Here is a 23,389-nt window from a genome sequence, read left to right as displayed (position 1 = left end):
GATCAGGGGACGGGGGTGCCCGGAAGGTCAGGAAAGGTTCGCGAGGCGAGCGCGTTTCGACAGCGAGGCGCGCAACTGGCTGAACCGGAACAGTGCGGGCTCGCCGACGACGTCGGTGTAGCGGTCGATGACCGTGTCGACGAAGTCGTCGACTGCACTGTCCGGTAGGCGGCTCGTCCAATCCGACGCCCCGACCGCGAACCAGGCTCGGAAGTCGTCGACCGAATCGAACTGCCAGTTCAGATCCTTCACCGTCAGGTCGTCCACGATGAACCCGGCGTCGGTGGCGAGTTCCCCGAACCGCGACGGTTCCATGTGGACGTAGGGCGCGTCGAAGCCGTCGAAGTAGCGCTTCCGCTCCGGTTGCGCCGCGACCTCCATCGCCACGTCCTCGATGCTCGGTCTCTCGGTGGCGCACACCATCTGTAGCACCGCCCGACCGCCGTCGACGAGACTGCGAGCGATTCCTTGCAGCGCTGCCCTCTGGTCGTGCACCCAGTGCAGCGCGTTGAACGACACCACGATGTCGAAGTCGTCGTCGAAGGGCAGGGCAAGCACGTCGTCGACGTGGAACTGGACGCGCAGCAGGTCCGCCGGGACCCGGAGCAGCGCGCGTTCGATCATCCGGCGCGAGGCGTCGACGCCGACGACCGAGCCCGACGGCAGCCGGTCGGCGAGCAGCATCGTGATGAAGCCGTCGCCGCACCCGATGTCCAGCAGGAGTTCGGTCCCGGTGAGTTCGAGGTCGCCGATCGACTCCTCGGCGACCATGCGCTGCAAGGCGCTCACGTCCGCGTACCGGTCACCGTCCCAATCGACCATCGCTCACTCCTCGGTTGTGTACCGACCCCGGGCCATTGTCCCGGCAAGTGCGCACGGCTGCCGGACGTTCGGCGTATCCGGGCCGCCGCAGTCCTACCGCCCCGCCTCGCGTTCCACCATGAGCGAGGCCTCCCGGTAGTGCGCGTACACCTCGGGCGTGGGCGTCCCGGTGAGTGTCTGGGTCGATGTCTCCCACGCGGGCAGTTCACCGGTCAGGGCCCACGCGGCCTGTCGCGCCGCACCGAGCGCCACGTGTTCGCCGTCGGCGGGGACGACGACCTCGCCGCCGAACAGACCCGGTGCGATGTGGCGCACCGCAGCCGACTTCGCGCCACCGCCGGTGAGCAGCACGCGCTCGACGTCGATGCCCTGCTGTTCGATTCGTTCGCGGCAGAACACCAGAGACGAGACCAGGCCCTCGACGGCCGCGCGGGCGATCGCGGCCGGGGTGAAGTTGGCCGCGGTCAGCCCCGTCAGCGTGCCGGTCGCGTCGGGGAGGTTCGGCGAGCGCTCGCCGGCGAAGTAGGGCACCATCGTGACGCCACCCGCGCCGGGCTCAGCCGACATGGCCAACCGCGCGAACTCGGCCAGGTCCACGCCGAGCATCGACGCGGTCGACGCCAGCACCGGGGCGCCGTTCAGGGTGCAGACCAGTGGCAGGTGACGCCCGGTCGCGTCCGCGAACCCGGCCACCAGACCCGACGGATCATTCGGCGCCACGTCGCCGACGGCGCTGACCACGCCCGACGTGCCCAGGGAGACAACGGCATCCCCCGGGCCGGCGTGCAGTCCCAGTGCGGCTGCGGCGTTGTCGCCCGCGCCGGCGCCCACGACGACGCCGGTCGGCGTGACGCCGGCCCGTTCCGCGGGGCCGAGGACCCGGGGCAGAAGTGGTCGACGGCCGCGGAACGCGGCTTCGAGCAGATCGGTTCGGTACTCGCCGGTCGCCGCGCTGAAATAGCCGGTGCCGGAGGCGTCGCTGCGGTCGGTCGTCAGCTCGGCGAGGTCGTGACTGTCGCGCAGTCGCCAGGTCAGCCAATCGTGCGGAAGGCAGATCGCAGCCGTGGCGTCGGCGTGCGCCGGTTCGTGGTCGGCCAGCCAGCGGAGTTTGGTCGCGGTGATGGAAGCCACCGGCACCACCCCGACAGAGCGTGCCCACTGCTCGGATCCGCCGAACTCGTCGACGAGAGCAGCAGCGCTCGGTGCGGATCGGGTGTCGTTCCACAGCAATGCTTCCCGGACCACCCGGCCGTTCCCGTCCAGACAGACCATGCCGTGCTGCTGGCCCGCCACGGACACCGCGGAGACGTCGTCGAAGCCGCCCGCGGCGGCGACCGCAGTGCACAGTGCGTCCCACCAGTGATCCGGGTGTACCTCGGTACCGGCGGGGTGCGCAGCGTGCCCGGTGCGCACCACCTGCCCGGTGTCGGCGTCACAGACGACCACCTTGCATGACTGGGTCGACGAATCGATCCCGGCGACCAGCGTCGTCATGCGAGCAGGTCGATCAGTGTCGCGCGGGTTCCCTTGCTGCGCAACGACTCCAGCGCCGACAGATACGGAGTGGTGAACAGCGGATCCTGGGCGAGGGTACCGAACAGCTCGGGGTCGGCGACGAAGGCCAGCGGGTCGGTGCGGGACCGTTGCGCTCGCGGAACGAGTTCGGCCGCAAGGGGGTCGACGACGTCGATCGGTTCCCCCGCCTCGTCGGTGCCCTCGGCGTAGCGGGTCCAGCTCGCCACGACCGCAGCGGCGAGGTCGCTTCGCCGGCCCTGTTCGAGGCGCTCGCGGATCACCGGGACCAGCCACTTCGGGATGCGGTCGGAGGAGTCCTGGCACAGTCGCGCGATGGTGTCACCGATCGCCGGGTTGGCGAAACGTTCGAGGAGGGTGTCGATGTACTCCTCGACGTCGACGCCGGGAAGCGGACGGAGGGTGGTTGCGCCTTCTTCGGTCATGTAGCGGTGCAGCAGGTTCCGGATGTCCGGGTCGGACGACGCGTCGTGGACGTAGCGGTACCCGAGCAGATATCCGAAGTAGCACAGCGCCTGGTGACCGGCGTTGAGCAGTCGCAACTTCATCAGCTCGTACGGGGTGACGTCGTCGACGACCTGGACTCCCACCTGCTCCAGTGCGGGGCGTCCCATCGAGAACTCGTCCTCGAGCACCCACTGCGTGAAGGGCTCGGCGACCACCGGCCAGTTGTCGTCGACACCGGTGCGATCGGCGACCTCGGCGGCCAACTCGGGCGGTGTGGCCGGGGTGATGCGGTCCACCATCGAGTTCGGGAACCGGGTGTTGGATTCGATCCACGCGGCCAGTTCCGGATCGCGCAGCTGCGCATAGGCGAGGAAGGTCGATCGTGCCATGTGCCCGTTGCCCTGGATGTTGTCGCACGACATGACCGTGAACGACGGGACACCGCGGTCCCGGCGCCGCGCGAGTGCCTCGGTCACCAGCCCGAAGACGGTGCGTGGCGGCGCACTGGCCTCGAGGTCGGCGACGATGTCCGGGTTCGTGGCGTCGAACTCACCGGTCGACGGTGAGAAGTTGTAGCCGCCCTCGGTCACCGTCAGCGAGACGATGCGTGTCGCCGGGTCGCTGAGCCGCTCGATGACCTTCTCGGGATCATCAGGAGCGTAGAGGTATTCGACGATCGATCCGATCACCGAGGTCTCGACGGCGCCGTCGGGGTGTTTGAGGGTGAGCGTGAACAGTCCGTCCTGCGGCCCCAGGGCGTCGCGCATCGCGGCGTCGGCCGTGCGGACGCCGACCCCGCAGATGCCCCACTCGCGCGCCGACGCATCGGTGGCGAGGAGACGGTCGAGGTACATCGCCTGGTGTGCACGGTGGAACGCACCCACACCGAAGTGCACGATCCCGGGGGTGACGCCCGAACGGTCGTAAGTGGGGACCGCCACGCCGGCGAGGCCCGACATCGTCTCGTTGTTCAGGGGTGTGCTCATCCACGAGTTCCTTCCGTCTCGTTCGGGGCGGTGTCGGCGCCGGGCCCGGGCTGGTAACTCGAAACAGACGGGTAGACCACGGCTTTGATGGTGCCGGGCGCGCGATCGGAGTCGAGCGCGTCGGCGAGTTGGTCGAGTCCGAACCTGGCGGTGACCATGGCGTCGAGGTCGACGGCGCCGGTCCGGACCAGCGCGAGGGCCGTCGGCCAGGTGTTGGCATAACGGAACACCCCGGTCAGCACCAGTTCGCGGTTCTGGATGAGCGACACCGGCAGTTCCATCGAGTCGGCGCCCATCCCGACGAGGACGACGCGCCCGCCCGGACGCACCCGGGCCAGTCCATCCCGGACCGCACCCGCGACACCGCTGGCATCGACGAAGGCGTCGACGGGTTCGGTCCCGGTTCCGGGTTCGATCACCGTGGTGGCACCGAATTCGAGTGCGCGAGAACGTCGCTGCGCATCGGGCTCACTGACGACGATGCGCGCGAGACCGGACGCCCGGGCGACCTGCGCCACCATCAGGCCGATCGGACCCGCGCCGGCGATCAGGACCGAGCCGCCCACCGACGCCTCGGCTTTGCGCATCGCGGCGATGCCCACGGAGAGCGGCTCGAACAAGGCGGCGGCCTCGTCGGAGACCTCGGGTGGTACGGGATGCGCGAAATCGGCTCCGATGGTCACGAATTCGGCGAAGGCGCCGTCCACCGGAGGCGTCGCGTAGAACCGCATGTGTGGGCACAGGTGGTAGTCACCGCGTCTGCTCTCCGCTGTGGTCGGGTCGGGACGCTGCGGTTCGATGGACACCCGCTCGCCGACCCGGCCCGGGTCAACCCCTTCCCCGACGGCGACGACGACCCCGGCCGCCTCGTGACCGAGGACGAGCGGTTCGCGGACCACGTACTCGCCGATCCGTCCGTGACGGAAGTAGTGGGTGTCGGACCCGCAGACCCCCACCGCGCGCACGGCCACCGTGACGTCACCGGGGTCCGGCTGCGGCGACCTGCGATTTTCGGTGGTCACCGAGAGATCGGGATGCAGGACGGCGGCGCGCATGGCGTCGGGAACGTCCGCTATGGGGTGATCGGCTGTTGCGTGGGTCACACCCGGATGCTAGCTTATTGAGCACATTGACCGCCAGTGAGCAGATGCTCACCGTCGTTGGCTCAACGGGCGACGGCGACGACAGGGACGGGGCACGCGACCATGGCACCTCGGAAGTCGACGAGCGACGACGGCGAGCCGTCCGGCTCGACAGTCCGCGCGGCCTCGCGCGGAACCCCCGACTCCGGCCAGGACCTGCGTCTTCTCGTCCGCGCCGCGACCATGTACCACCTCGAGGGGCTCACCCAGGCCGAGATCGCATCACGCCTGGGCGTCTCGCGGCCGACCGCCGGTCGGCTGGTGGCGCGAGCCCGGGCGCAGGGCCTCGTCCGCGTGTCCGTGGCTGCGCCGGCGCATCTCTCGGCCTCGATCCACACCGATCTCGAGCGCGCGGTGGAGGAGACCCTCGGTCTCGACGAGGTGCTCATCATCGACGAGGTGGCCGACGGCACCACCACCGGCAACGCGGCGCTCGGCCGCGCCGGGGCGTCGGTGCTCACCCGCCGCATCCAGGCGACCGACACCTTCGGATTCACCTGGGGGCCGGAGCAGGTGGCTGTCGCCGATGCCATGGCCGCGTCGGCGTCGTGTCAGCGGGTCGTGCAGATGGACGGCTCGATGACCTCGGTGGAGTACCACACCGGCGTCGACCATGCACTGTCCCGGTTCTCCGAACGTCTTCATGCCCGTCCGCTGCGGCTGGTCGCACCGCTCTATGTCGACCCGGAGACGGTCACCGCCGTGAACCGTGATTCGATTCTGTCGCAGGCGCTCTCGGCGGCGCGCGGTGCGCAGGTGATGCTCTTCGGCGTCGGGTCGGTGTCGACGTCGACCACTCTGTTCGAGGGATCGTTCATCGATGCCGTCGTCCTCGACGAGCTCCTGGAACTCGGCGCGGTCGGAGAGATCGGCGGACGCTTCTACGACGCGCACGGCGTCGCGGTGCCCTCCAGTCTCGTCGATCGGACCGTCTCGGTGTCGCTCGACGCGGTCCGGGCCTGCCCGACATCGATCCTCGTGTCCGGTGGCACACACCGTCGCGAGTCCATCCTCGGTGCACTGCGCGGTGGCTACGCCACCATTCTCGTCACCGACCTCGCCACCGCCGAATGGCTTGTGGTGCAAGAGAAAGGCGAACAATGATGTTCTCCCGACACCGAGTGCGATGGGCGCTGGGTGCGATCATCGCGACCGTGACGCTGGTGCTGACCGGCTGCTCCGGCGCCGGTTCACTCACCGGCGGCGGTGGTCGCGAGATCACCGTCGCGATGGTCTCCAACTCGCAGATGCAGGACGCGGTAAAGCTGTCCACGCAGTTCGAGGAGCAGAATCCCGGCGTCACGGTGCGATTCGTGACCCTCTCCGAGAACGAGGCGCGGGCCAAGATCACCGCATCGGTGGCCACCGGCGGCGGTGAGTTCGACGTCGTGATGATCAGCAACTACGAGACCCCGATGTGGGGCGAGTACGGCTGGCTCGTGAATCTGAGCCCGTACATGGATGCGGATCCCGAGTACGACGCCGACGACTTCATCCCGACGCTGAAAACGGCTCTGTCTCACGATGGTTCGATGTACTCGGCGCCCTTCTACGGCGAGTCGTCGTTCCTGATGTACAACAAGAAGCTCTTCGCCGAGGCGGGGGTGGCGTTGCCGGCCCAACCGACGTGGCCCCAGGTCGCGGAGGCGGCGGCCAAGCTCGACAACGAGCGCACCGCGGGCATCTGCCTGCGCGGCAAGCCCGGCTGGGGTGAGGTGCTCGCCCCGCTCAACACGGTGATCAACGCCTTCGGGGGCCGCTGGTACGACGAGGACTGGAACGCGCAGCTCGACAGTCCGGAGGTCGCCGCGGCGGTGAAGTTCTACGTCGACACCGTCCGGAACCACGGCGAGGCCGGCGCCGCGTCGTCGGGCTTCCAGGAGTGCGGAAACCTGTTGTCGCAGGGCCAGGTCGCGATGTGGTACGACGCGACCTCGGCGGTGTCGGTGCTCGAGAGCCCGGACACCTCGTCGATCGCCGGGGACGTCGGCTACCTGCCGGCGCCCAGTATGGCCAAGGGAGACAACGGCTGGCTCTACACCTGGTCGCTCGGCATCCCCACCAGCAGCGAACACCAGGACGAGGCGTGGAAGTTCATCCGGTGGATGACCAGCAAGAGCTACATCGAGTACGTCTCGGAGACCCTGGGGCCCAGTCACGTCCCACCGGGCAGCCGCCTGTCCACGTATGAACTGCCGGCCTACAAGGAACTCGCCGCGCCGTTCGCCGAGCAGACACTGAGCGCGATGCGCGCAGCGAACCAGTTGAAGCCGACCCTCGAACCGGTGCCCTACACCGGCGTCCAGTTCCTCGCGATCCCGGAGTTCCAGGACCTCGGAACCCGGGTGAGTCAACAGATCTCGGCAGCCATCGCCGGTCAGATCAGTGTCGACGACGCGCTCGCCCAGGCGCAGGAGTACGCCCAGGTCGTGGGCAAGTCCTACCAGAGGGAGCAGTGATCATGGCCACCGCAGTCTCGACTCCACCACCCGACACGACGCCGAAGGGACCGCTGACGTCCTCGCGTGATCACGTCACGCGCGCCGAGGGCTGGCGGCGTCGCGGCCCGCTCCTGCCGGCCCTGATCTTCTTGATCGTGGTCACGCAGATCCCGTTCGTGTTCACGCTGTACTACTCCACCCAGTCCTGGAACCTGGTGCGTCCGGATTCGCGTGCGTTCGTCGGTCTCGACAACTATGTCGCGGTCTTCGGCGACAGTCAGTTCTGGCGGGTGACGGTCAACACGATCCTGCTGATCGTCGGCACCGTGCTCATCTCCGTGCTCCTCGGTCTGATGTTCGCCCTTCTGCTCGACCGGAAGTTCCTGGGCCGTGGCGTGGTTCGGACACTGCTCATCACGCCGTTCCTCGTCACCCCGGTGGCGGCCGCGCTCCTGTGGAAGACGAGTCTGCTCTCGCCGACCAACGGACTCGTCAACTGGGCGCTGAGTCCGTTCGGTATCGAGACCGACTGGCTGTCGGAGTTCCCGCTGATCAGCGTGATGGCCGAATTGGTCTGGCAGTGGACGCCGTTCATGATGCTGCTGATCCTCGCCGGCCTGCAATCGATGCCCCGCGACATCCAGGAAGCGGCACGCGTCGACGGCGCCACGAGCTTCCGGCTATTCCGGGAACTCACCCTCCCGCATCTGCGCCGGTTCATCGAACTCGGTGCGGTGCTCGGGGCCATCTACCTGGTCAACACCTTCGACGCGGTGTACATGATGACCTCCGGTGGTCCGGGTGTCTCCAGTTCGAATCTGTCGTACTACATCTACCAGCGCGCGTTCCTCGGCTTCGACATCGGCCAGGCCGCCGCGATGGGTGTCGTGACCGTGATCGGCACGATCGTCGTCGCCACGCTCGCCCTGCGACTGATCTTCAAATCATTCTCCGGAACAGAGGAGCCGGCCTGATGAGCACCGACATTCGCTCCGACCATGCGTCGGCGGGCAATACAGAAGACAAGTCCGGCACCGAGATCCGCCGTCGGCGCCGTCCGCGGCAGGCGGCGCTGACCGCGGTGACCTGGATTCTCGCGATCGGGTTCTTCTTCCCCGTGCTCTGGATGGTGCTGACGTCGTTCAAGCAGGAGAGCGACGCCGCGACGAACCCGCCGACCTTCTTCTTCGAGCCCACGCTGCAGCAGTTCCGAGACGTCTTCGACGCGGGAATCGCGACACCCCTGTTGAATTCCTTGTTCGCGACGATCGTGTCGACGATCCTGGTGCTGCTCCTGGGCGTGCCCGCGGCGTTCGCGCTGTCGCTGCGCCCGGTACGCAAGACCAAGGACGCGCTGTTCTTCTTCATCAGCACCAAGATGCTGCCGATCGTCGCCGCGATCATCCCGCTGTACGTGATCGTCGGCGAGATCGGGATGCTCGACAACATCTGGACCCTGATCGTCCTCTACACCGCGATGAACCTACCGATCGCGGTGTGGATGATGCGGTCGTTCTTCCTCGAGGTCCCCGGCGAACTCCTCGAGGCCGCCAGCATCGACGGCGCTAGCCTGTGGACCTCGGTGCGTGAAGTGATCCTCCCGCTCATCTCGCCGGGAATCGCAGCGACAGCACTGATCTGCGTGATTTTCTCGTGGAACGAATTCTTCTTCGCCGTCAACATGACCGCGGTCAACGCGCAGACGATGCCGGTGTTCCTGACCGGTTTCATGTCCGGCCAGGGCCTGTATTGGGCGCAGCTGTCCGCCGCATCCGTGCTCGCCGCGCTGCCGGTCGTCATCTGCGGCTGGATCGCCCAGAACAAGCTCGTCCGCGGCCTGTCGTTCGGCGCGATCAAGTAGTCCGCATCCCCCCAACAACTTGTAGAAACCGGAGAACATCATGGCTTCCATCACCTACGACAAGGCCTGCTGCGTCTACCCCGGCGCGGACAAACTCGCCGTCGACTCACTGAACCTGGACATCGACGACGGTGAGTTCGTGGTCCTCGTCGGACCGTCGGGCTCGGGCAAGTCCACCGCCCTGCGCATGCTCGCCGGGCTCGAAGAGATCGACTCGGGTCAGATCCGGATCGGTGGCGACAACATGGTCGGCGTCGCGCCCAAGGACCGCGACATCGCGATGGTCTTCCAGAACTACGCGCTGTACCCCAACAAGACCGTCGGGGAGAACATGGGTTTCGCGTTGAAGATGCGCGGCGTGCCCGCCGACGAGCGCAAGCGCAAGGTCGCCGAGGCCGCGCGGTTGCTCGACCTGACCGACTTCCTCGACCGCAAGCCGGCGAAGCTGTCGGGTGGTCAGCGGCAGCGTGTCGCCATGGGGCGGGCCATCGTTCGCGAACCGCAGGTCTTCTGCATGGACGAGCCGCTGTCGAATCTCGACGCCAAACTCCGCGTCCAGACCCGTACCCAGATCGCGGCCCTGCAGCGGCGTCTGGGCACCACGACCGTCTACGTCACCCACGACCAGGTCGAGGCGATGACGATGGGGGATCGTGTCGCTGTCCTGAAGAACGGTGTGCTCCAGCAGTTCTCCACGCCGACGGAACTGTACGACCGCCCGGTCAACGCATTCGTCGCCGGGTTCATCGGCTCGCCGGGGATGAACCTCTTCGTGGCGCCGGTCGTCGACGGCGTGATCACCGTGTCGGGTGCCGCCGTGGACATCGACGCCGAAGCGCAGGCCGCGCTGCGTCGTTCCGGTCTGGAGTCCGTGGTCGTGGGCATCCGTCCGGAGCACCTCGCGTTGTCCGACAGTGGCACCGGACTCAACGCCGACGTCGCCCTCCTCGAGGAACTCGGCAGCGAGACCTACATCTACGCCAACCTCGCCGACGACTCGGTCCGCAACCTCGACGGCGATCCGATGGTGATGGTCGCGCGGTCTGCCGAACGCTCTCCGGCCAAGCGCGGTGAGGGTATCCGCCTGCGCCAGTCCGACAGTGCGGTGCACCTCTTCGACCCGTCCACCGGAGACCGCATCAACTGACCGACCCGTCGACTGGGCGTCGTCTCGCGACGCGAGATTCTCCGCTGGTCGAGCCCCGTTCTCGGCTGGCTGAGCCCCGTTCTCCGCTGGTCGAGCCCTGTTCTCCGCTGGTCGAGCCGTGTACTCCGCTGGTTGGGCCCTGTTCTCCGCTGGTTGAGCCCTGTCGAAACCACCCCGGTGCAGCCGCTGTAGATCTCGAAGGGCACCCTCGGAGACTGTGACCATCTGGGAACTAGTCGTCGTACTCGTCGCCGGCGTCGGGGCGGGCGCGATCAACGCCCTCGTGGGCAGCGGAACCCTCATCACGTTCCCGACGCTGGTCGCGTTCGGCGTCCCGCCCGTCACCGCGACGATGTCCAACGCGATCGGCCTCGTCGCCGGCGGGGTGTCCGGAACGTGGGGATACCGGCGTGAACTCGAGGGCCAGTGGCCGCGCCTCCGGTGGCAGATTCCGGCGTCGTTCACCGGTGCGATCGCCGGCTGCTGGCTTCTGCTCCATCTGCCGGAGACGGTGTTCGAGACCGTGGTCCCGATCTTGCTCGTCGCCGCGCTGATCCTCGTCGTCGCCCAGCCCTACATCCAGAGATGGGTGGGCACCCGCACTTCTCTCGGCGGAGACCTCACGCCATCGCATCTCGGTCCCCTGCGGGTCGCGGCGATGACCCTCGGCACATTCGCCGTCGGTGTCTACGGCGGCTACTTCACCGCCGCGCAGGGCATCCTCTTGATGGGCGTCCTGGGGGTGGTCGTCCCCGACCACCTGCAACGGCTGAACGCGGCCAAGAACCTGCTGTCCCTGGTGGTCAACGTCGTCGCCGCCGTCACGTACACGCTGGTCGCGTTCGACCGGATCGATTGGTGGGCCGCGGCGGCCATCGCCGTCGGCTCGCTCATCGGCGGTTTCCTCGGCGCCAGGTACGGGCGGCGCCTCTCCCCCCGCGCGCTTCGCGGGGTGATCGTCGTCGTCGGGCTCATCGGCCTCTGGCGACTGCTCGCGTGATCCCGGGGTGCACGGTCGACGTGAATCGACGCCCAGTCGACGGGCCTCGGGTCAGTGCGCGGCGGCGGTGTCCTTCTTGCGCCGCGGGATGACGTGCAGGATCGCCACGATGATGGCACCGACCACGAGGCCGACGACGGCGGAGAGCACGGTGCCGGCCGTCCAGGACAGCACGGCGCCGAAGCCGCCGTGGACCAGCTCTTCGAACCAGTGCTCGACGTCGTGGAGCCGATCGGCGGGCCAATGGAAGCCGGCCTCGCCGACGTTGACGATCAGGATGTGGCCGCCCACCCAGAGCATGGCCGCGATACCGACGACCGTCAGCGTCGACATGATCTTGGGCATGGCGCGGACCAGACCGCGGCCGATCTTCTGCACCGTCGGCGACTCGCGGTGCGCCAGTGCCAGCCCGACGTCGTCCATCTTCACGATGACGGCGACGACGCCGTAGACGAGCGCGGTGATCAGGAAGGCGACGACCACGAGGACCGCGAGACGGGTCCAGAACGGTTCGGACTCGACGGAGGACAACGAGATGACCATGATCTCGGCGGACAGGATCAGGTCGGTGCGGATCGCGCCGCTGACCATCGTCTTCTCGAACTCCGGACCGGCTTGGCCAGCGGTCTGCTCTTCGGCGTGGTGGCCGCCGCCGATCGCCTCCCAGACCTTCTCGGCGCCCTCGAAGCAGAGGAACAGGCCGCCGGCGATCAGCAGGTAGGGAAGCGCCTGTGGGAGGAACTGGCTGAGAATCATCGCCACCGGCAGGATGATCAGCAACTTGTTGCGGATCGAGCCCAGGGCGATCTTGCGCACGATCGGCAACTCGCGGTCGGGCGTGAACCCGTGGACATAGCGAGGTGTGACCGCGGTGTCGTCGACCACGACTCCCGCCGCCTTGACGCTGGCCTTACCGGCCGCCGCGCCGATGTCGTCGAGAGATGCGGCGGCCGCCCGGGTGAGGGTCACGATGTCATCGAGCAGGGCGACGAGACCACTGGCCACGTGAACCTCCGGGATTCGAGGAACTGAGTTCGCGAACAGTATGCCGAAACGGACGCGGACCACACCGTGCAGAGGCGGTCCGCGTCCGTTTCGTCGGATTCGGTTGTCGGGCGTCGGAAGACGCCGGGCCGGGTCAGGTACGCGCGGGAACGGCCGGGGTGTCGTCGGCAGCGCCGCCGGCGTCGCCGAGTCCGCCGCGCTTCCGCCGGATCGTCATCAGCGTGAGCAGACCGATCGCGCTCGAACCGATGAGGAAGTAGGCGGGGGAGAGCGAGTTGCCGGTGCGGTCGATGAGCCACGTGGCGATGTAGGCGGCGGTCCCGCCGGCCAAGACCGTCGAGAGGTTGAAGCCGAGCGCGACGCCGGTCAGACGAACCTTCGTGTCGAACAGCGACGGGAACAGCGGCGCGGTGGCGACCTGGATCAGCGGGGTGCACAATGCGAACACCGCGAAGGCGATGGCGGCCACCGCCAGGCCGTGACCGGTCATCAGAGCCATCGCGGGGTAGGCGAGGGTGGCGGCGGTGAGCAGTCCGGCGATGAGGACGGGGCGACTTCCGAAGCGGTCCACCAGGATTCCCGCCAATGGCATACACGATGCGATGAAGACGATCACGCCGGCGGCGGTCCAGGTGACCGCGGTCTGACTGCATCCACCCTCGCGGACGAGGTGGATGCCGATGTAGGTGAGCACCATGTACCCGGTCGCGTTCTGAGCGATACCCAACCCGAGGACCTGCAGGACCTGGGCGGGTTGGCTGCGCAACAGCTCTCGGAGCGGCGCCTTCGGCAGTTCGCGCCGCTCGGCGGTCTTGGTGAACTCGGGCGAGTCCTCGATGCGGGTTCGCAGCCACAGGCAGAGCACCAGCAGCGGCAGGCCGGCGACGAACGGGATGCGCCAGCCCCAACTGTCCATCTGGGCCTCGGAGGTCAGTGCCGAGGTGGTCGCGACGACGATCGCAGCCAGGGCGAAGCCACTGTTCGAGCCCAGTGCAACGATCGATCCGCCCAGACCGCGACGCTTCGGTCCGACGATCTCGTAGACGTAGGTCAGCGCGCCGCCGAGCTCACCGCCCGCCGAGAAGCCCTGGAGCAACCGGGCGATGACCAGCAGGATCGGCGCGAGGACCCCGACCGCGGCGTAAGTGGGCAGCAGGGCCATGAGCGTGGTGCCCACACCCATCAGGATCACCGACACCAGGAGCGCTCGTTTGCGGCCGAAGCGGTCGCCGAGACGTCCGAAGAAGATGCCGCCGATCGGCCGCATCAGATATGCCGACGCGAAGACGGCGAGGCTGGACAACAGCGAGGCGGTCGGGTCATCGCTGGGGAAGAACAGCGGGCTGACCACGACCGCGAGGTACGCGTACACCGTCAGGTCGTAGTACTCGACCACCGTTCCGATGCCGGCCGCGACGACCGCTCGCCGGCTCCGTCGATCCTGGGATGCCATGAGGTCTCTTTCTGGGAATGGACTCTGGGGGCACTAATATGTACATATTTAGTGAGACGTGGGTTACTGTAGAACGCGTCACGAGCAATCGGCAAGAGCATCCGGAGGAATCACCATGCGTCCCAAGCACTCTCCACGTCCTGATCTCGCCGTGCGCTACCGGGCGGCGGGGCATTGGCGCGACCAGACGGTCGACCACTTCCTCGAGCGGGCCGCCGCGCGGTATCCCGACACGGTCGCGGTCATCGACGGCGACCGGCGGCTGACCTTCGCCGATGTGGAACAGCAATCCCTGCGCTTGGCCGCGGCGCTCCACGACCGCGGTGTGCAGCCGGGCGACGTGGTGTCGTTCCAGCTCCCCAACTCGGCCGAGGCGGTCGTCGTCTTCCATGCGATCCATCGGGTCCGTGGTGTCGGCAACCCGATCGTGCCGATCTACCGGGAACGCGAGGTCGGGTTCATTCTCGGCCAGGCAGGCACCAAGGTCGCCTTCGTTCCCGGAACACACCGAGGATTCGATCACGTCGAGATGTATGCAACTCTCCGACAACGACTTCCGGAACTGGACCTGGTCGTCACGACCGGCGGTCCAGCAGCCGACGACCAGACCGTCGGACTCGCCGATCTGATCGCGTCCGCGACGCCGGAGATGATCGAGGCGGTGCGCGCGCTGCCGCCCGCCGATCCCGACGACGTATGCCTGCTGCTGTACACATCGGGGACCACCGCGGATCCGAAGGGCGCGTTGCACAGTCACAACACCCTCGTGTTCGAGAACATGTCGATGATCGACACGTTCGGACTCAACGAGCGCGACGTCGTGTTCAACCCGTCGCCGGTGACGCATGTGACGGGCGTGAACTGCGCCCTCACCCTGCCCTTCCTCCTCGGTGCGCCGGTGGTGCTCCAGGGCGCGTGGGACCCGGAGGTCGCACTGACGAGGGTGCTCGAGGAGCGCGCCAGCTTCATGATCTTCGCGACCCCGTTCCTACGTGGCCTCGTGGACGCGGCCGTCGCGCGTGGCGTACGCACACCGTCGGTGCGCTACATCATCTGCGGGGGTGCCGACATCCCGGACTCGCTGGTGACCAGATCCACCGAGGTGCTGGGCACCGTGACGCGGATGTACGGCGCCACCGAGGGGCCGTCGGTGACGTCCGCCAATCGCTCCGACGAACCCCGCCTGCGTACCGGGACCGATGGCCGCGTGCTCGCCCCGACCGAGGTCATCGTGTCCGACGGCGCCGGGGGTATCGCTGCGACCGGCGTCGTCGGTGAGGTGCTGTGGCGCGGGCCCGACACCTTCCTCGGGTACCTCGACGCATCGCTCAACGACGAGGCCTTCACCGCCGACGGGTTCTTCCGCAGCGGTGATCTCGCCTACTTCGATGCCGACGGTGGAATCCACATCGTCGGCCGGATCAAGGACATCATCAATCGGTCCGGCGAGAAGATCAGCACCCACGACGTGGAGAACGAACTGAGTGAGCATCCCGCGGTCGCCGAGATCGCGGTCGTCGCCGGGCCGGACGCCCGAACCGGGGAGCGGGGGTGCGCGTTCGTGGTCACCCGGGACGCCGTCGACCTCACCCTCGAAGAGGTTCGAGAGTTCCTCTCCGCGAGAGGAATCGCGATGCAGAAGGTCCCGGAGAGCGTGTTCGTCGTCGACTCCCTGCCGAAGACGGCCAGCGGGAAGATCCAGAAGTTCGCCCTCCGCGACTGGACCCGCGACCGCACGACCACACCGCCGCAGATGCAGGCCGTGACCATCTCGGCGGCGCACGAACGGTGAGAAATCCCGCAGGACAGCACGACCGAGCAGGACAGGAACGACGAGAATGACGACGACCGCACCGGGCGCGATCACGCTCGATGACTACGAAGAACAGGCGCGGGCCTGGCTCGACGCCGAACTCCCGGCGCGGGCTGCACAGGAGCACGACCCGACCTACGCCATCTTCCACAACCGGACACACGACGAGGAACGTGCGCTGATCGACGCGGCGCGAGCGTGGCAGGCCCGACGCGTGGACGCGGGCTTCGGCGCGATCACCTGGGGCCCGGACTGGGGCGGACCGGGTCTCACCGCGGGCCACGAACGCGTCTACGTGAACCTAGAGCGCGGATACCAGGCCCCCGAACGCCACGAGAACGTTTTGGTGACAGTCGAACTGGTGGCGCCGACCCTGCACGCACTCGGGACCGACGAGCAGCGGGAGCGGTTCGTCCGCCCCTTCCTGCGCGCGGACGAGCTGTGCTGCCAACTGTTCTCCGAGCCCGGGGCGGGTTCGGACCTGGCCGGCTTGTCGACGAAAGCCGTTCGGAGTGGGGACACCTGGCGGATCAACGGCCAGAAGGTGTGGAGTTCCGGCGCGCAGTTCTCCGAGTGGGGTCTGCTCATCGCCCGGTCCGACCGGTCGGCGCCGAAACACAAGGGCATGACCGCATTCATGGTCCCGATGGACACGCCCGGCGTGGAGGTGCGGCCGATCCGGCAGATGTCCGGTGGGTCGACGTTCAACGAGGTCTTCCTCTCCGACGTCGAACTACCGGACTCCCTGCGGGTCGGTGCCGAGGGCGACGGATGGAAGGTCGCGCTCACCACACTCGGTTTCGAGCGGAACTCCAGCGCCGGGATCGTCAGTGCCGGCGGTAACAGCGTCGACCTCGCCCGCCTGGCCGACCGTCTCGGACTGTCCGACGACCCGTTGGTCCGCCGGCGCCTCGGTGACGCCGCGATCTATGAACGGGCGGCGGCCCTCATGGTGGCGCGCTACGCCGAACGTGAACGGGCGGGTGCCGTGCCGGGTGTCGAGGGCTCCATCGGCAAACTCGTGTGGACGCAGAACCTGAAGCGCGTCGGCGACGCCGCGGCGTCGTTCCTCGGCGACCGGATCGTCGCCGACACCGGCGAGCCCGACACGTTCGCATGGTCGGAGCATCTGCTCGGCGCACCCGGGTACCGCATCGCGGGCGGCTCGGACGAGATCCAACGGAACATCATCGGCGAACGCGGCCTCGGACTGCCGCGCGAACCCCGCTAGGAGTACACATGCCCATCGAACTCACCGTGGAGCAGCGCGATCTGCAGGCCGCCCTCACCGATGCGTGGTCGGAACACGCTCCGGCGCAGGATGTCTGGCCGTCGATTCGGGAACTCGGACTGACCGAGATCCCGTTTCCGGAGGATCTGGGCGGGGCCGGGTACGGGGTGAAGGACGCGTCGGTCGTGATGACCGCCCACGGTCGCTGTCTCGGTTCCTCGCCGTACCTCTCGTCGGTGATCATGGCCGGCCTCACCCTGCTCCATGCCGCCGACGACGAGGGGCGACGGGCACACCTGCCGGCCATCGCGTCCGGGGAGCGGCGCGCCGCACTCGTCTGCGGCCGCGCCGTGGTCTCCTCGTCGATCGGTGCGGAGGTCACCGATGAGGGAACGCTCGTCCTGAACGGACGGCAGGACGTCGTCCTCGACGCGGCGTCGGCCGACGTGCTCGTGGTCGTCGCGCACACCGCGTCCGGTGTGGAACTCGCCGTCGTCGACGGTGGCTCTGCCGGTGTCGGCCGCCACCAGCGTGAAAGCCTGGATCTCACACGAGAGTTCGCGACTGTCGAGTTCACCGGTGTCGAGGCGACCCGGGTGTCGGGCCCGTATCTCGAGGAGCGGCTGCGCCGGGTTCGGTCGCTGCTGATGATCGCCCTGGCTGCCGAGCAGGTGGGTATCGCCCGCCGGTGCCTCGAGATGACGGTGGACTACGCGAAGACGCGTCAGCAGTTCGGTCGCACGATCGGATCGTTTCAGGCGCTCAAACACCGCCTCGTCGACATGCTCGTTGCCACCGAGCTCGCCGAGGCGACGGTCCTCGACGCCGCGGATGTCGACCGCTTCGACGACGCGGATCTGGCCGAGCGGGCCGCGTCGGCTCGCGTGCTGGCCTCGCGGGCCGCCATGTACGCCGCGGAGGAGGCCATCCAGATCCACGGCGGGATCGGGTTCACGTGGGAGCACCCGCTGCATCACCACTTCCGGCGGGCCAAGACCGACCAGCTGTTGTTCCAGGACGACGACGTGCACGTCGACACCGTCGCGCGCGCCATGCTCGGACGGGCCCGCGCGGCGTCGGTGTGAGCGCCGGCGGAGTGGTTCCGGATCGGCGCGTTCGACCTACTCGTCGTCGCTGACCTGCGGAGCGCTCGGCGCGCAGCCGCGAAATCCGTCGCTGGTCGAGCCGGCCCCGAGCGGAGCGAGGCGCCCCTCCCCGCGCTGGTTGAGCTGGCACACCTCCGCCGGTTGAGCCGGCAACGAGCCGCTAGGCGAGTCGCCCACCCCCGCTGGTTGAGCCGGCAACGAGCCGCTAGGCGAGTCGCCGTGTCGAAACCACCTGGCGACCCGACGATCTCAGCCATCGCCAACCCGGGCGGCACCATACCGCAACGCCCAGAATCTATTTCGTCGACAACGATGTCACTCCTGTGGAGACTCATCCGGAATTGTCGGTGGTCGGGTTTACATTGTTTTTCAACGGATCACCTGGTCGCAGCGGGTGAGTGGACAGGCGTCGGGGGGCGTGGTGAAGGCGTGGACCGATCTACCGGGCGAGTACATCGCCGGGGTCGATCCTGCCCACGCCGCCGAGACCGACATGGTCATGTTGATGGCCGGCCTCGACGCCACACGACGCGGCGAGTCCTACCTCGCCTGGCACCGCTATCAGACGATCGCGGCGATGACCGACCGCCTGATCACCACCAGCGCGTCCGGGTTCGTCATGGACGGCCACGCCGACTGCGCCGCCCGCATCGCCCGCCAAGCCGGGGTGTCGCGCCGGCACGCCGAAACCCTGATCGATGAGGCGATCGCGCTGCGGGATCGGCTCCCCGAGGTTGCCGACACCCTGCGTGACGGGGTCCTGTCGCAGTGGCAGATCCGGTTGGTCATCTCCCGCACCGAACTGATCCCCACCGATGACCCGATCACCCCCGCGTTGGATGCCGAGATCGCCGACACGGTGCGTCGCCGAACAGGTGTGTGGGATCGGGCGCGGCTGCGGGACATGGTCGACCGCCTCGTGTTCCGCCACGACCCCGACGCGGTACGGCAACGCCGCAAAGATGCTCTGGATCAGCGTGGGGTGTGGACCCACGAACTGCCCGACGGCACCGCCGAACTCACCGCCGTCATGTCAGCGGAAAACGTGCGGATCTCGGCCAAAGCCGTCGCCATCCTCGCCGACACGGTCTGTAAGCGAGACGCCCGCACCCAGGGGATACGCCGATCCGATGCGATGTTCGCGCTGTTGACCCGCACCAGCTTCGACTGCCAATGCGACGACGACGATCCCTGCACCGCCGACATCCCGGATCCACAGAGCGTCCTCGACGCGGTCCGCGCCGAGGTCGTGATCCATGTGGTGACCGATGCCGCGACCCTGGCCGGGGCACCCGGGGTCGGGTTTCTCGACGAGCACGGCATCATCAGCGACGAACATGTCCGTGACCTCGCCGCCCGCCCGGACGCCACGCTGTCCCCGGTCACCCCCGCCCGCACCCAACCCACCTACGTCGCCCCCAGCACCAATGACGATGACCAGCGGCGGACCGCCCAACGCCCGGCACCAGCCGAGGACACCCGAGCCGACAGCGAGAAGCATTCCACCGCAACCCACTTCGGCGACTCGACCGATGTCACCGCCGCGGGTGTGGCGGTGGTGTATCCGGCGACCCATCCCGGCAACGGGTATCGGCCCACCGCGTCGTGTGCTGATTTCGTGCGGGTGCGGGACGGGTATTGCACCGAACCCGGCTGTACCCGTTCGGCATTCGCGTGCGATCTCGACCATGTCACCGAGTACGACCACACCGACCCCGCCCGGGGTGGGGCGACGTCGAGTGAGAACCTCAACACCAAATGCCGCCCCAGTCACCTCTTCAAGACCCACGGGGACTGGGTTGATGTGCAGTACCGCGACGACGACGGTCGCCTGGTCACCGAATACGAAACGCCCGAAGGGGTCACTCTGCCCGGCGACGCCGAGACGCTGGAAGACACCTTCCCGAACCTTCGGCGGATCCGGTTCGAGCAAGCCGCCCAAGCCCCACCCACACCACGGGTCATCGCCTCCGACAACCCGGAGCGCACACACAGCCGACTGGACGCCAAACTGGCCCGCCGGCGACAAGAACGCGCCCGAAACAAACGAGCCCGCGAAGAACTCGACCGCATCGACCCACCGCCGTACTGACCCGAGAGCACGTGGGGCTCCAATCTGATGACGCGAGTTGTCAGACTTGGTAGCCTGTCGCCACGAGATCGCCGTTCGGTCGACCCCATCGGGACGGCGAACGGTGACCTGAGTGCGAAATGCGGTGAACTGATCAGTGTGACAACCGATTCGGGTGAAACGGACATCGGTCGGCATGGTCGGCATATCCTGCACCTGTGGCACGGCTGGTGACGACGGTGACCAGGGTGCGTCGGGCGCGCAGCGAACCGGAAGAGAGCGACGACGCGGCCCAGCCGCGGAAGGTGGGGTGGACATGGTCTCGGTGACCGGTGCGGTCGGCACGGTGGTGGAATCGGCGCAGGATGCCTTTGGGGCGTTCAAGGTCCTGCGGCGATCGGGTCTCGTGGATCCGACGAAACCCAAGGAGCTGCTGACCACGGTCAAGCGGGCCAAGATCATCGGTCCGTGTGCGGCGGCTGTGGCACACGGTGCCGACGAGTATCCCGAGGCCGGAGCCGTCGCCGACGAGCACGGCGAGCTCACCTTCGGTGAACTCAATGCGCACGCCAACGCACTCGCCAACCACCTGCTCGCGTCCGGCATCAAGCCGGGATCGGTCATCGGCGTCATCGCGCGGGACCACCGGGGTCTGCTCACCACCATGAGCGCCGCGGGCAAGGCCGGGTTCCGCCTGGCCATGATGAACACCGGCTTCGGCAAGACCCAGTTCGCCGAGGTCGCCGAACGCGAGAAGATCGTGGCGATGCTCTACGACGAGGAGTTCACCGACCTCGCCGACTCCCTCCCCGCCGACACCCTGCGCATCGTCACCTGGATCGACGGCAACCGCCCCGTCGGCGACGGCGTCCAGACCCTCGACGACATCGCAGCCACCGGCGATACGTCGACTCCGCCCGAACCAGCCGCGTGGGGTGGACTCGTCATCCTCACCAGCGGCACGACCGGACTGCCCAAGGGCGCCCAGCGATCCAAGATGTCACCGTTCGCCAGTGCGCTTCTGCTGGACCGGATCTCGTTGCCGCAGCGCAGCGCCATGGTGATCGTCTCGCCGATCTTCCACTCCACCGGTTTCGCATTGTGGGGGGTGGGGACGGCGCTGGGCAACAAGACCGTGGTGATGCGTCGGTTCGACGCGGAGAAGACCCTCGCCGCGATCGCCGAGCACAAGGCGGAGGTGCTGGTCGCCGTCCCGACCATGCTGCACCGCATGGTCGCCCTGGGTCCCGACGTCATCGGCAAGTACGACGTGTCGTCGCTGAAGATCGTCGTGCTCGCGGGTTCGGCTCTGTCGCCGACACTTTCGGAAGCCATTCAGGACACGTTCGGTGACGTGCTCTACAACCTCTACGGCTCCACCGAGGTCGCGATCGCCACGGTCGCGCAACCGAAGGAGCTGCGTCTGGCACCGGGGACGGTGGGCCGCGCACCGGTCACGAGCCGACTCGCGCTCTTCGACGACAAGGGCAACCGGATCTCCGGGACCAACGTGCGCGGCAGGCTGTTCGTGCGCAACGGCGCCCCGTTCGAGGGGTACACCGACGGCCGCAACAAGGAGATCATCGACGGTTACATGTCCACCGGCGACATGGCCCGGTTCGACGAGCACGGGCTCCTCCACATCGACGGCCGCGACGACGACATGATCGTCTCCGGCGGCGAGAACGTCTACCCGCTCGAGGTGGAGAACCTGCTCGGCGAGCATCCCGACATCGACGACGTGGCGGTCATCGGCGTCGACGACGACGAATACGGAAAACGTCTGCGCGCCTTCATCGTCGCCGCCGAACATGCGAACCCCACGCCTGAGGACATCAAGGCGCACGCCAAGAAGCACCTCGCCCGGTACAAGGTGCCCCGCGACGTCGTCTTCGTCGATGACCTGCCCCGCAACCCCACCGGCAAGCTCGTCCGCCGGCACCTCCCGACCGGCCCGCTCTGACCCTTCGAGGCTCGTCGTTTGCGCTCCTCGCACCTCAGGGAGCAGGGGGTTGGCTCGCGTCAGGAAGTGCCCGAGGTCAGCGCGCGTACGACGAGATGCAGTGCGGCAGTGGTGGTCAGCGACCGGACACGCTCGCGGTCACCGGGGAACTTGCGCGTGACGGTGACCGTGGGCCGGTCGCGTAGAGCCACACCGAAGCACACGGTGCCGACCGGTTTCGTCTCGGTGCCGCCACCGGGGCCGGCCACTCCGGTGGTCGACACCGCGACATCGGTTCCGAACCGTGCGAGCGCACCCTCGGCCATCGCGGCGGCGACCTCCTCGCTGACGGCTCCGTGCGTGGCGATGAGCTCGGCCGGGACGTCGAGCAGATCCGACTTGGCGTCGTTGGAGTACGACACCACGCCGCCCATCACATAGGCCGAGGAGCCGGGCCGGTCGGTGAGCCGGGCCGCGACGAGTCCGCCGGTGCACGATTCGGCAGTCGCGATCAGTCGCCCGTCCAAGGCGTCGACCAGGAGATCGTCGATCGTGGAGCCGTCGGTCGAGAAGATCTGCCGCCCATGATGTTCGACGAGGAGGTCGAGGAGGGAGTCGTAGACCGACGCATCAGCTGCGGCGAATCGGGTGACCATGTCGAGTTCGCCTCGCCGCAGGCAGGTGGTGATCTCGAGCTGCCCGAAGGCGGGGATCGCGGTCTCCGCCGATCGCAGCGTCTCGGCGAGTTCCGCTTCGAGGAGACCGTAGGCGCGGACGGTCGCCTGACGCAGATCGTCGGCGCGGGACAGGACGTCGGCGACAGCCGCCGTGGCGATCGCGGTCGGCCACATCGCCTGCAGCTCCGAGGGCGGGCCGGGCAGGACGACGATCGTCGGCACGCCGGCCGCCGCGGGGATGACGACACCCGGCGCGGTGCCGGTCGGTGGTACCGGAACCGCCCCCACCGGTACCAAGGCCTGCTTGCGGATACCCGCCCTCGTCGGGCCGGAATCGACGTCGAATCCGATCCCGCGCCAACGCTGGATGATCGCGGCGATGTGCTCCTCGAGTCCGGGATCGAGGAGTAGTTCGCGGCCGCAGAACTCGGCGACGGTGGCGACGGTGAGGTCGTCGGCGGTGGGGCCGAGCCCGCCGCTGGTGACGATCAGATCCACCTGCTGCTCGGCGAGGAAGCGCAGTTGCGCGGTGAGGTCGGCGGGACGGTCGCCGCAGATCGTGATGTGGGCGACGTCCACCCCGAGTTCGAGGAGTTCCTCGGACAGCCAGGGCCCGTTCTGGTCAGTGATCCGGCCGGTGAGGACTTCGGTTCCGGTGACCACGATGCCTGCGCGCACACTCACGCCATCGAGCCTAGTAGGCCACCGACGC

At 67.9% G+C, this 23,389-nt stretch carries 18 protein-coding genes; 11 read left to right on the top strand and 7 right to left on the bottom strand.

The genetic code is table 11. The annotated features are described in order from the left end of the window. Nucleotides 1–27 precede the first annotated feature (27 nt). The 4 genes from ACFUEJ_RS00765 to ACFUEJ_RS00750 form a co-directional block, all read right to left on the bottom strand. Nucleotides 28–822 carry a class I SAM-dependent methyltransferase gene (locus ACFUEJ_RS00765; RefSeq protein WP_388026993.1) on the bottom strand — a complete coding sequence of 265 codons (795 nt, stop codon included), beginning with the start codon at nucleotides 820–822 and terminating at the stop codon, nucleotides 28–30. Nucleotides 823–915: 93 nt separating this feature from the next. Then, the gene (xylB, locus tag ACFUEJ_RS00760) at nucleotides 916–2,316 is read right to left on the bottom strand and encodes a xylulokinase (protein ID WP_288816052.1); all 1,401 of its coding nucleotides are present in this window, start codon (nucleotides 2,314–2,316) and stop codon (nucleotides 916–918) included. Further along, nucleotides 2,313–3,788 (bottom strand): mannitol dehydrogenase family protein, encoded by a 1,476-nt coding sequence (locus tag ACFUEJ_RS00755; protein WP_288816056.1) that lies wholly within the window; start codon nucleotides 3,786–3,788, stop codon nucleotides 2,313–2,315. The genes xylB and ACFUEJ_RS00755 overlap by 4 nt, the downstream gene beginning before the upstream one ends. Next, nucleotides 3,785–4,843 carry an NAD(P)-dependent alcohol dehydrogenase gene (locus tag ACFUEJ_RS00750; protein ID WP_288816069.1) on the bottom strand — a complete coding sequence of 353 codons (1,059 nt, stop codon included), beginning with the start codon at nucleotides 4,841–4,843 and terminating at the stop codon, nucleotides 3,785–3,787. Before ACFUEJ_RS00750 ends, ACFUEJ_RS00755 begins: the two co-directional genes overlap by 4 nt. Before the next feature lie 150 nt (nucleotides 4,844–4,993). Between ACFUEJ_RS00750 and ACFUEJ_RS00745 the strand changes: the two genes are divergently transcribed. From ACFUEJ_RS00745 to ACFUEJ_RS00720, 6 genes are all read left to right on the top strand, one after another. Next, nucleotides 4,994–6,034, top strand: coding sequence for a sugar-binding transcriptional regulator (locus tag ACFUEJ_RS00745; protein WP_068970510.1), 1,041 nt, complete (start codon nucleotides 4,994–4,996; stop codon nucleotides 6,032–6,034). Next, nucleotides 6,031–7,389 (top strand): sugar ABC transporter substrate-binding protein, encoded by a 1,359-nt coding sequence (locus ACFUEJ_RS00740; protein ID WP_288816060.1) that lies wholly within the window; start codon nucleotides 6,031–6,033, stop codon nucleotides 7,387–7,389. The genes ACFUEJ_RS00745 and ACFUEJ_RS00740 overlap by 4 nt, the downstream gene beginning before the upstream one ends. A gap of 2 nt (nucleotides 7,390–7,391) precedes the next feature. Continuing rightward, entirely contained in the window at nucleotides 7,392–8,345 is a 954-nt protein-coding gene (locus ACFUEJ_RS00735; RefSeq protein ID WP_388026988.1) for a carbohydrate ABC transporter permease, read from the top strand. Continuing rightward, the gene (locus tag ACFUEJ_RS00730; RefSeq protein WP_288816064.1) at nucleotides 8,345–9,232 is read left to right on the top strand and encodes a carbohydrate ABC transporter permease; all 888 of its coding nucleotides are present in this window, start codon (nucleotides 8,345–8,347) and stop codon (nucleotides 9,230–9,232) included. The genes ACFUEJ_RS00735 and ACFUEJ_RS00730 overlap by 1 nt, the downstream gene beginning before the upstream one ends. Nucleotides 9,233–9,272: 40 nt before the next feature. Next, nucleotides 9,273–10,379, top strand: coding sequence for an ABC transporter ATP-binding protein (locus tag ACFUEJ_RS00725; protein ID WP_388026985.1), 1,107 nt, complete (start codon nucleotides 9,273–9,275; stop codon nucleotides 10,377–10,379). A 217-nt stretch (nucleotides 10,380–10,596) separates the two neighbouring features. After that, on the top strand, nucleotides 10,597–11,379 hold the full coding sequence (locus tag ACFUEJ_RS00720; RefSeq protein WP_388026982.1) for a sulfite exporter TauE/SafE family protein: 783 nt from the start codon (nucleotides 10,597–10,599) through the stop codon (nucleotides 11,377–11,379). A gap of 51 nt (nucleotides 11,380–11,430) precedes the next feature. Here ACFUEJ_RS00720 and ACFUEJ_RS00715 read toward each other — a convergent pair whose 3' ends face one another. Further along, complete coding sequence (locus tag ACFUEJ_RS00715; RefSeq protein ID WP_388026979.1) at nucleotides 11,431–12,384, bottom strand: DUF808 domain-containing protein; 954 nt, start codon at nucleotides 12,382–12,384, stop codon at nucleotides 11,431–11,433. Between the two features lie 133 nt (nucleotides 12,385–12,517). After that, the gene (locus ACFUEJ_RS00710; protein WP_249356272.1) at nucleotides 12,518–13,837 is read right to left on the bottom strand and encodes an MFS transporter; all 1,320 of its coding nucleotides are present in this window, start codon (nucleotides 13,835–13,837) and stop codon (nucleotides 12,518–12,520) included. Between the two features lie 115 nt (nucleotides 13,838–13,952). Here ACFUEJ_RS00710 and ACFUEJ_RS00705 point away from each other — a divergent pair, with 115 nt between their 5' ends. The 5 genes from ACFUEJ_RS00705 to ACFUEJ_RS00685 all read left to right on the top strand — a co-directional run bounded on the left by ACFUEJ_RS00705 (nucleotide 13,953) and on the right by ACFUEJ_RS00685 (nucleotide 22,021). Further along, complete coding sequence (locus ACFUEJ_RS00705) at nucleotides 13,953–15,629, top strand: AMP-binding protein (RefSeq protein WP_259935713.1); 1,677 nt, start codon at nucleotides 13,953–13,955, stop codon at nucleotides 15,627–15,629. A gap of 46 nt (nucleotides 15,630–15,675) precedes the next feature. Continuing rightward, the gene (locus tag ACFUEJ_RS00700; RefSeq protein WP_388026974.1) at nucleotides 15,676–16,881 is read left to right on the top strand and encodes an acyl-CoA dehydrogenase family protein; all 1,206 of its coding nucleotides are present in this window, start codon (nucleotides 15,676–15,678) and stop codon (nucleotides 16,879–16,881) included. 8 nt (nucleotides 16,882–16,889) lie between these two features. Further along, nucleotides 16,890–17,966 (top strand): acyl-CoA dehydrogenase family protein, encoded by a 1,077-nt coding sequence (locus ACFUEJ_RS00695; RefSeq protein WP_388026971.1) that lies wholly within the window; start codon nucleotides 16,890–16,892, stop codon nucleotides 17,964–17,966. Nucleotides 17,967–18,381: 415 nt separating this feature from the next. Next, nucleotides 18,382–20,079 carry an HNH endonuclease signature motif containing protein gene (locus ACFUEJ_RS00690; protein ID WP_242697030.1) on the top strand — a complete coding sequence of 566 codons (1,698 nt, stop codon included), beginning with the start codon at nucleotides 18,382–18,384 and terminating at the stop codon, nucleotides 20,077–20,079. A 295-nt stretch (nucleotides 20,080–20,374) separates the two neighbouring features. Beyond that, a complete protein-coding gene (locus ACFUEJ_RS00685; RefSeq protein WP_159371660.1) occupies nucleotides 20,375–22,021 on the top strand; it encodes an acyl-CoA synthetase in 1,647 nt (548 codons plus the stop codon). A 59-nt stretch (nucleotides 22,022–22,080) separates the two neighbouring features. Here ACFUEJ_RS00685 and ACFUEJ_RS00680 read toward each other — a convergent pair whose 3' ends face one another. Then, complete coding sequence (locus ACFUEJ_RS00680; RefSeq protein WP_388026966.1) at nucleotides 22,081–23,361, bottom strand: competence/damage-inducible protein A; 1,281 nt, start codon at nucleotides 23,359–23,361, stop codon at nucleotides 22,081–22,083. Nucleotides 23,362–23,389: the final 28 nt, after the last annotated feature.

This window comes from Gordonia sp. NPDC057258 (genome assembly GCF_042668985.1).
GTDB lineage: Bacteria > Actinomycetota > Actinomycetes > Mycobacteriales > Mycobacteriaceae > Gordonia > Gordonia hongkongensis.
This window is presented reverse-complemented; position numbering and strand designations above follow the sequence as displayed.

Excerpts from the sequence above, each read along its gene's own strand:
- ACFUEJ_RS00765 (WP_388026993.1), bottom strand. The coding sequence starts at position 822 with ATGGTCGATTGGGACGGTGACCGGTACGCGGACGTGAGCGCCTTGCAG.
- xylB (WP_288816052.1), bottom strand. The coding sequence starts at position 2,316 with ATGACGACGCTGGTCGCCGGGATCGATTCGTCGACCCAGTCATGCAAG.
- ACFUEJ_RS00755 (WP_288816056.1), bottom strand. The coding sequence starts at position 3,788 with ATGAGCACACCCCTGAACAACGAGACGATGTCGGGCCTCGCCGGCGTG.
- ACFUEJ_RS00750 (WP_288816069.1), bottom strand. The coding sequence starts at position 4,843 with ATGCGCGCCGCCGTCCTGCATCCCGATCTCTCGGTGACCACCGAAAAT.
- ACFUEJ_RS00745 (WP_068970510.1), top strand. The coding sequence starts at position 4,994 with ATGGCACCTCGGAAGTCGACGAGCGACGACGGCGAGCCGTCCGGCTCG.
- ACFUEJ_RS00740 (WP_288816060.1), top strand. The coding sequence starts at position 6,031 with ATGATGTTCTCCCGACACCGAGTGCGATGGGCGCTGGGTGCGATCATC.
- ACFUEJ_RS00735 (WP_388026988.1), top strand. The coding sequence starts at position 7,392 with ATGGCCACCGCAGTCTCGACTCCACCACCCGACACGACGCCGAAGGGA.
- ACFUEJ_RS00730 (WP_288816064.1), top strand. The coding sequence starts at position 8,345 with ATGAGCACCGACATTCGCTCCGACCATGCGTCGGCGGGCAATACAGAA.
- ACFUEJ_RS00725 (WP_388026985.1), top strand. The coding sequence starts at position 9,273 with ATGGCTTCCATCACCTACGACAAGGCCTGCTGCGTCTACCCCGGCGCG.
- ACFUEJ_RS00710 (WP_249356272.1), bottom strand. The coding sequence starts at position 13,837 with ATGGCATCCCAGGATCGACGGAGCCGGCGAGCGGTCGTCGCGGCCGGC.
- ACFUEJ_RS00705 (WP_259935713.1), top strand. The coding sequence starts at position 13,953 with ATGCGTCCCAAGCACTCTCCACGTCCTGATCTCGCCGTGCGCTACCGG.
- ACFUEJ_RS00700 (WP_388026974.1), top strand. The coding sequence starts at position 15,676 with ATGACGACGACCGCACCGGGCGCGATCACGCTCGATGACTACGAAGAA.
- ACFUEJ_RS00695 (WP_388026971.1), top strand. The coding sequence starts at position 16,890 with ATGCCCATCGAACTCACCGTGGAGCAGCGCGATCTGCAGGCCGCCCTC.
- ACFUEJ_RS00685 (WP_159371660.1), top strand. The coding sequence starts at position 20,375 with ATGGTCTCGGTGACCGGTGCGGTCGGCACGGTGGTGGAATCGGCGCAG.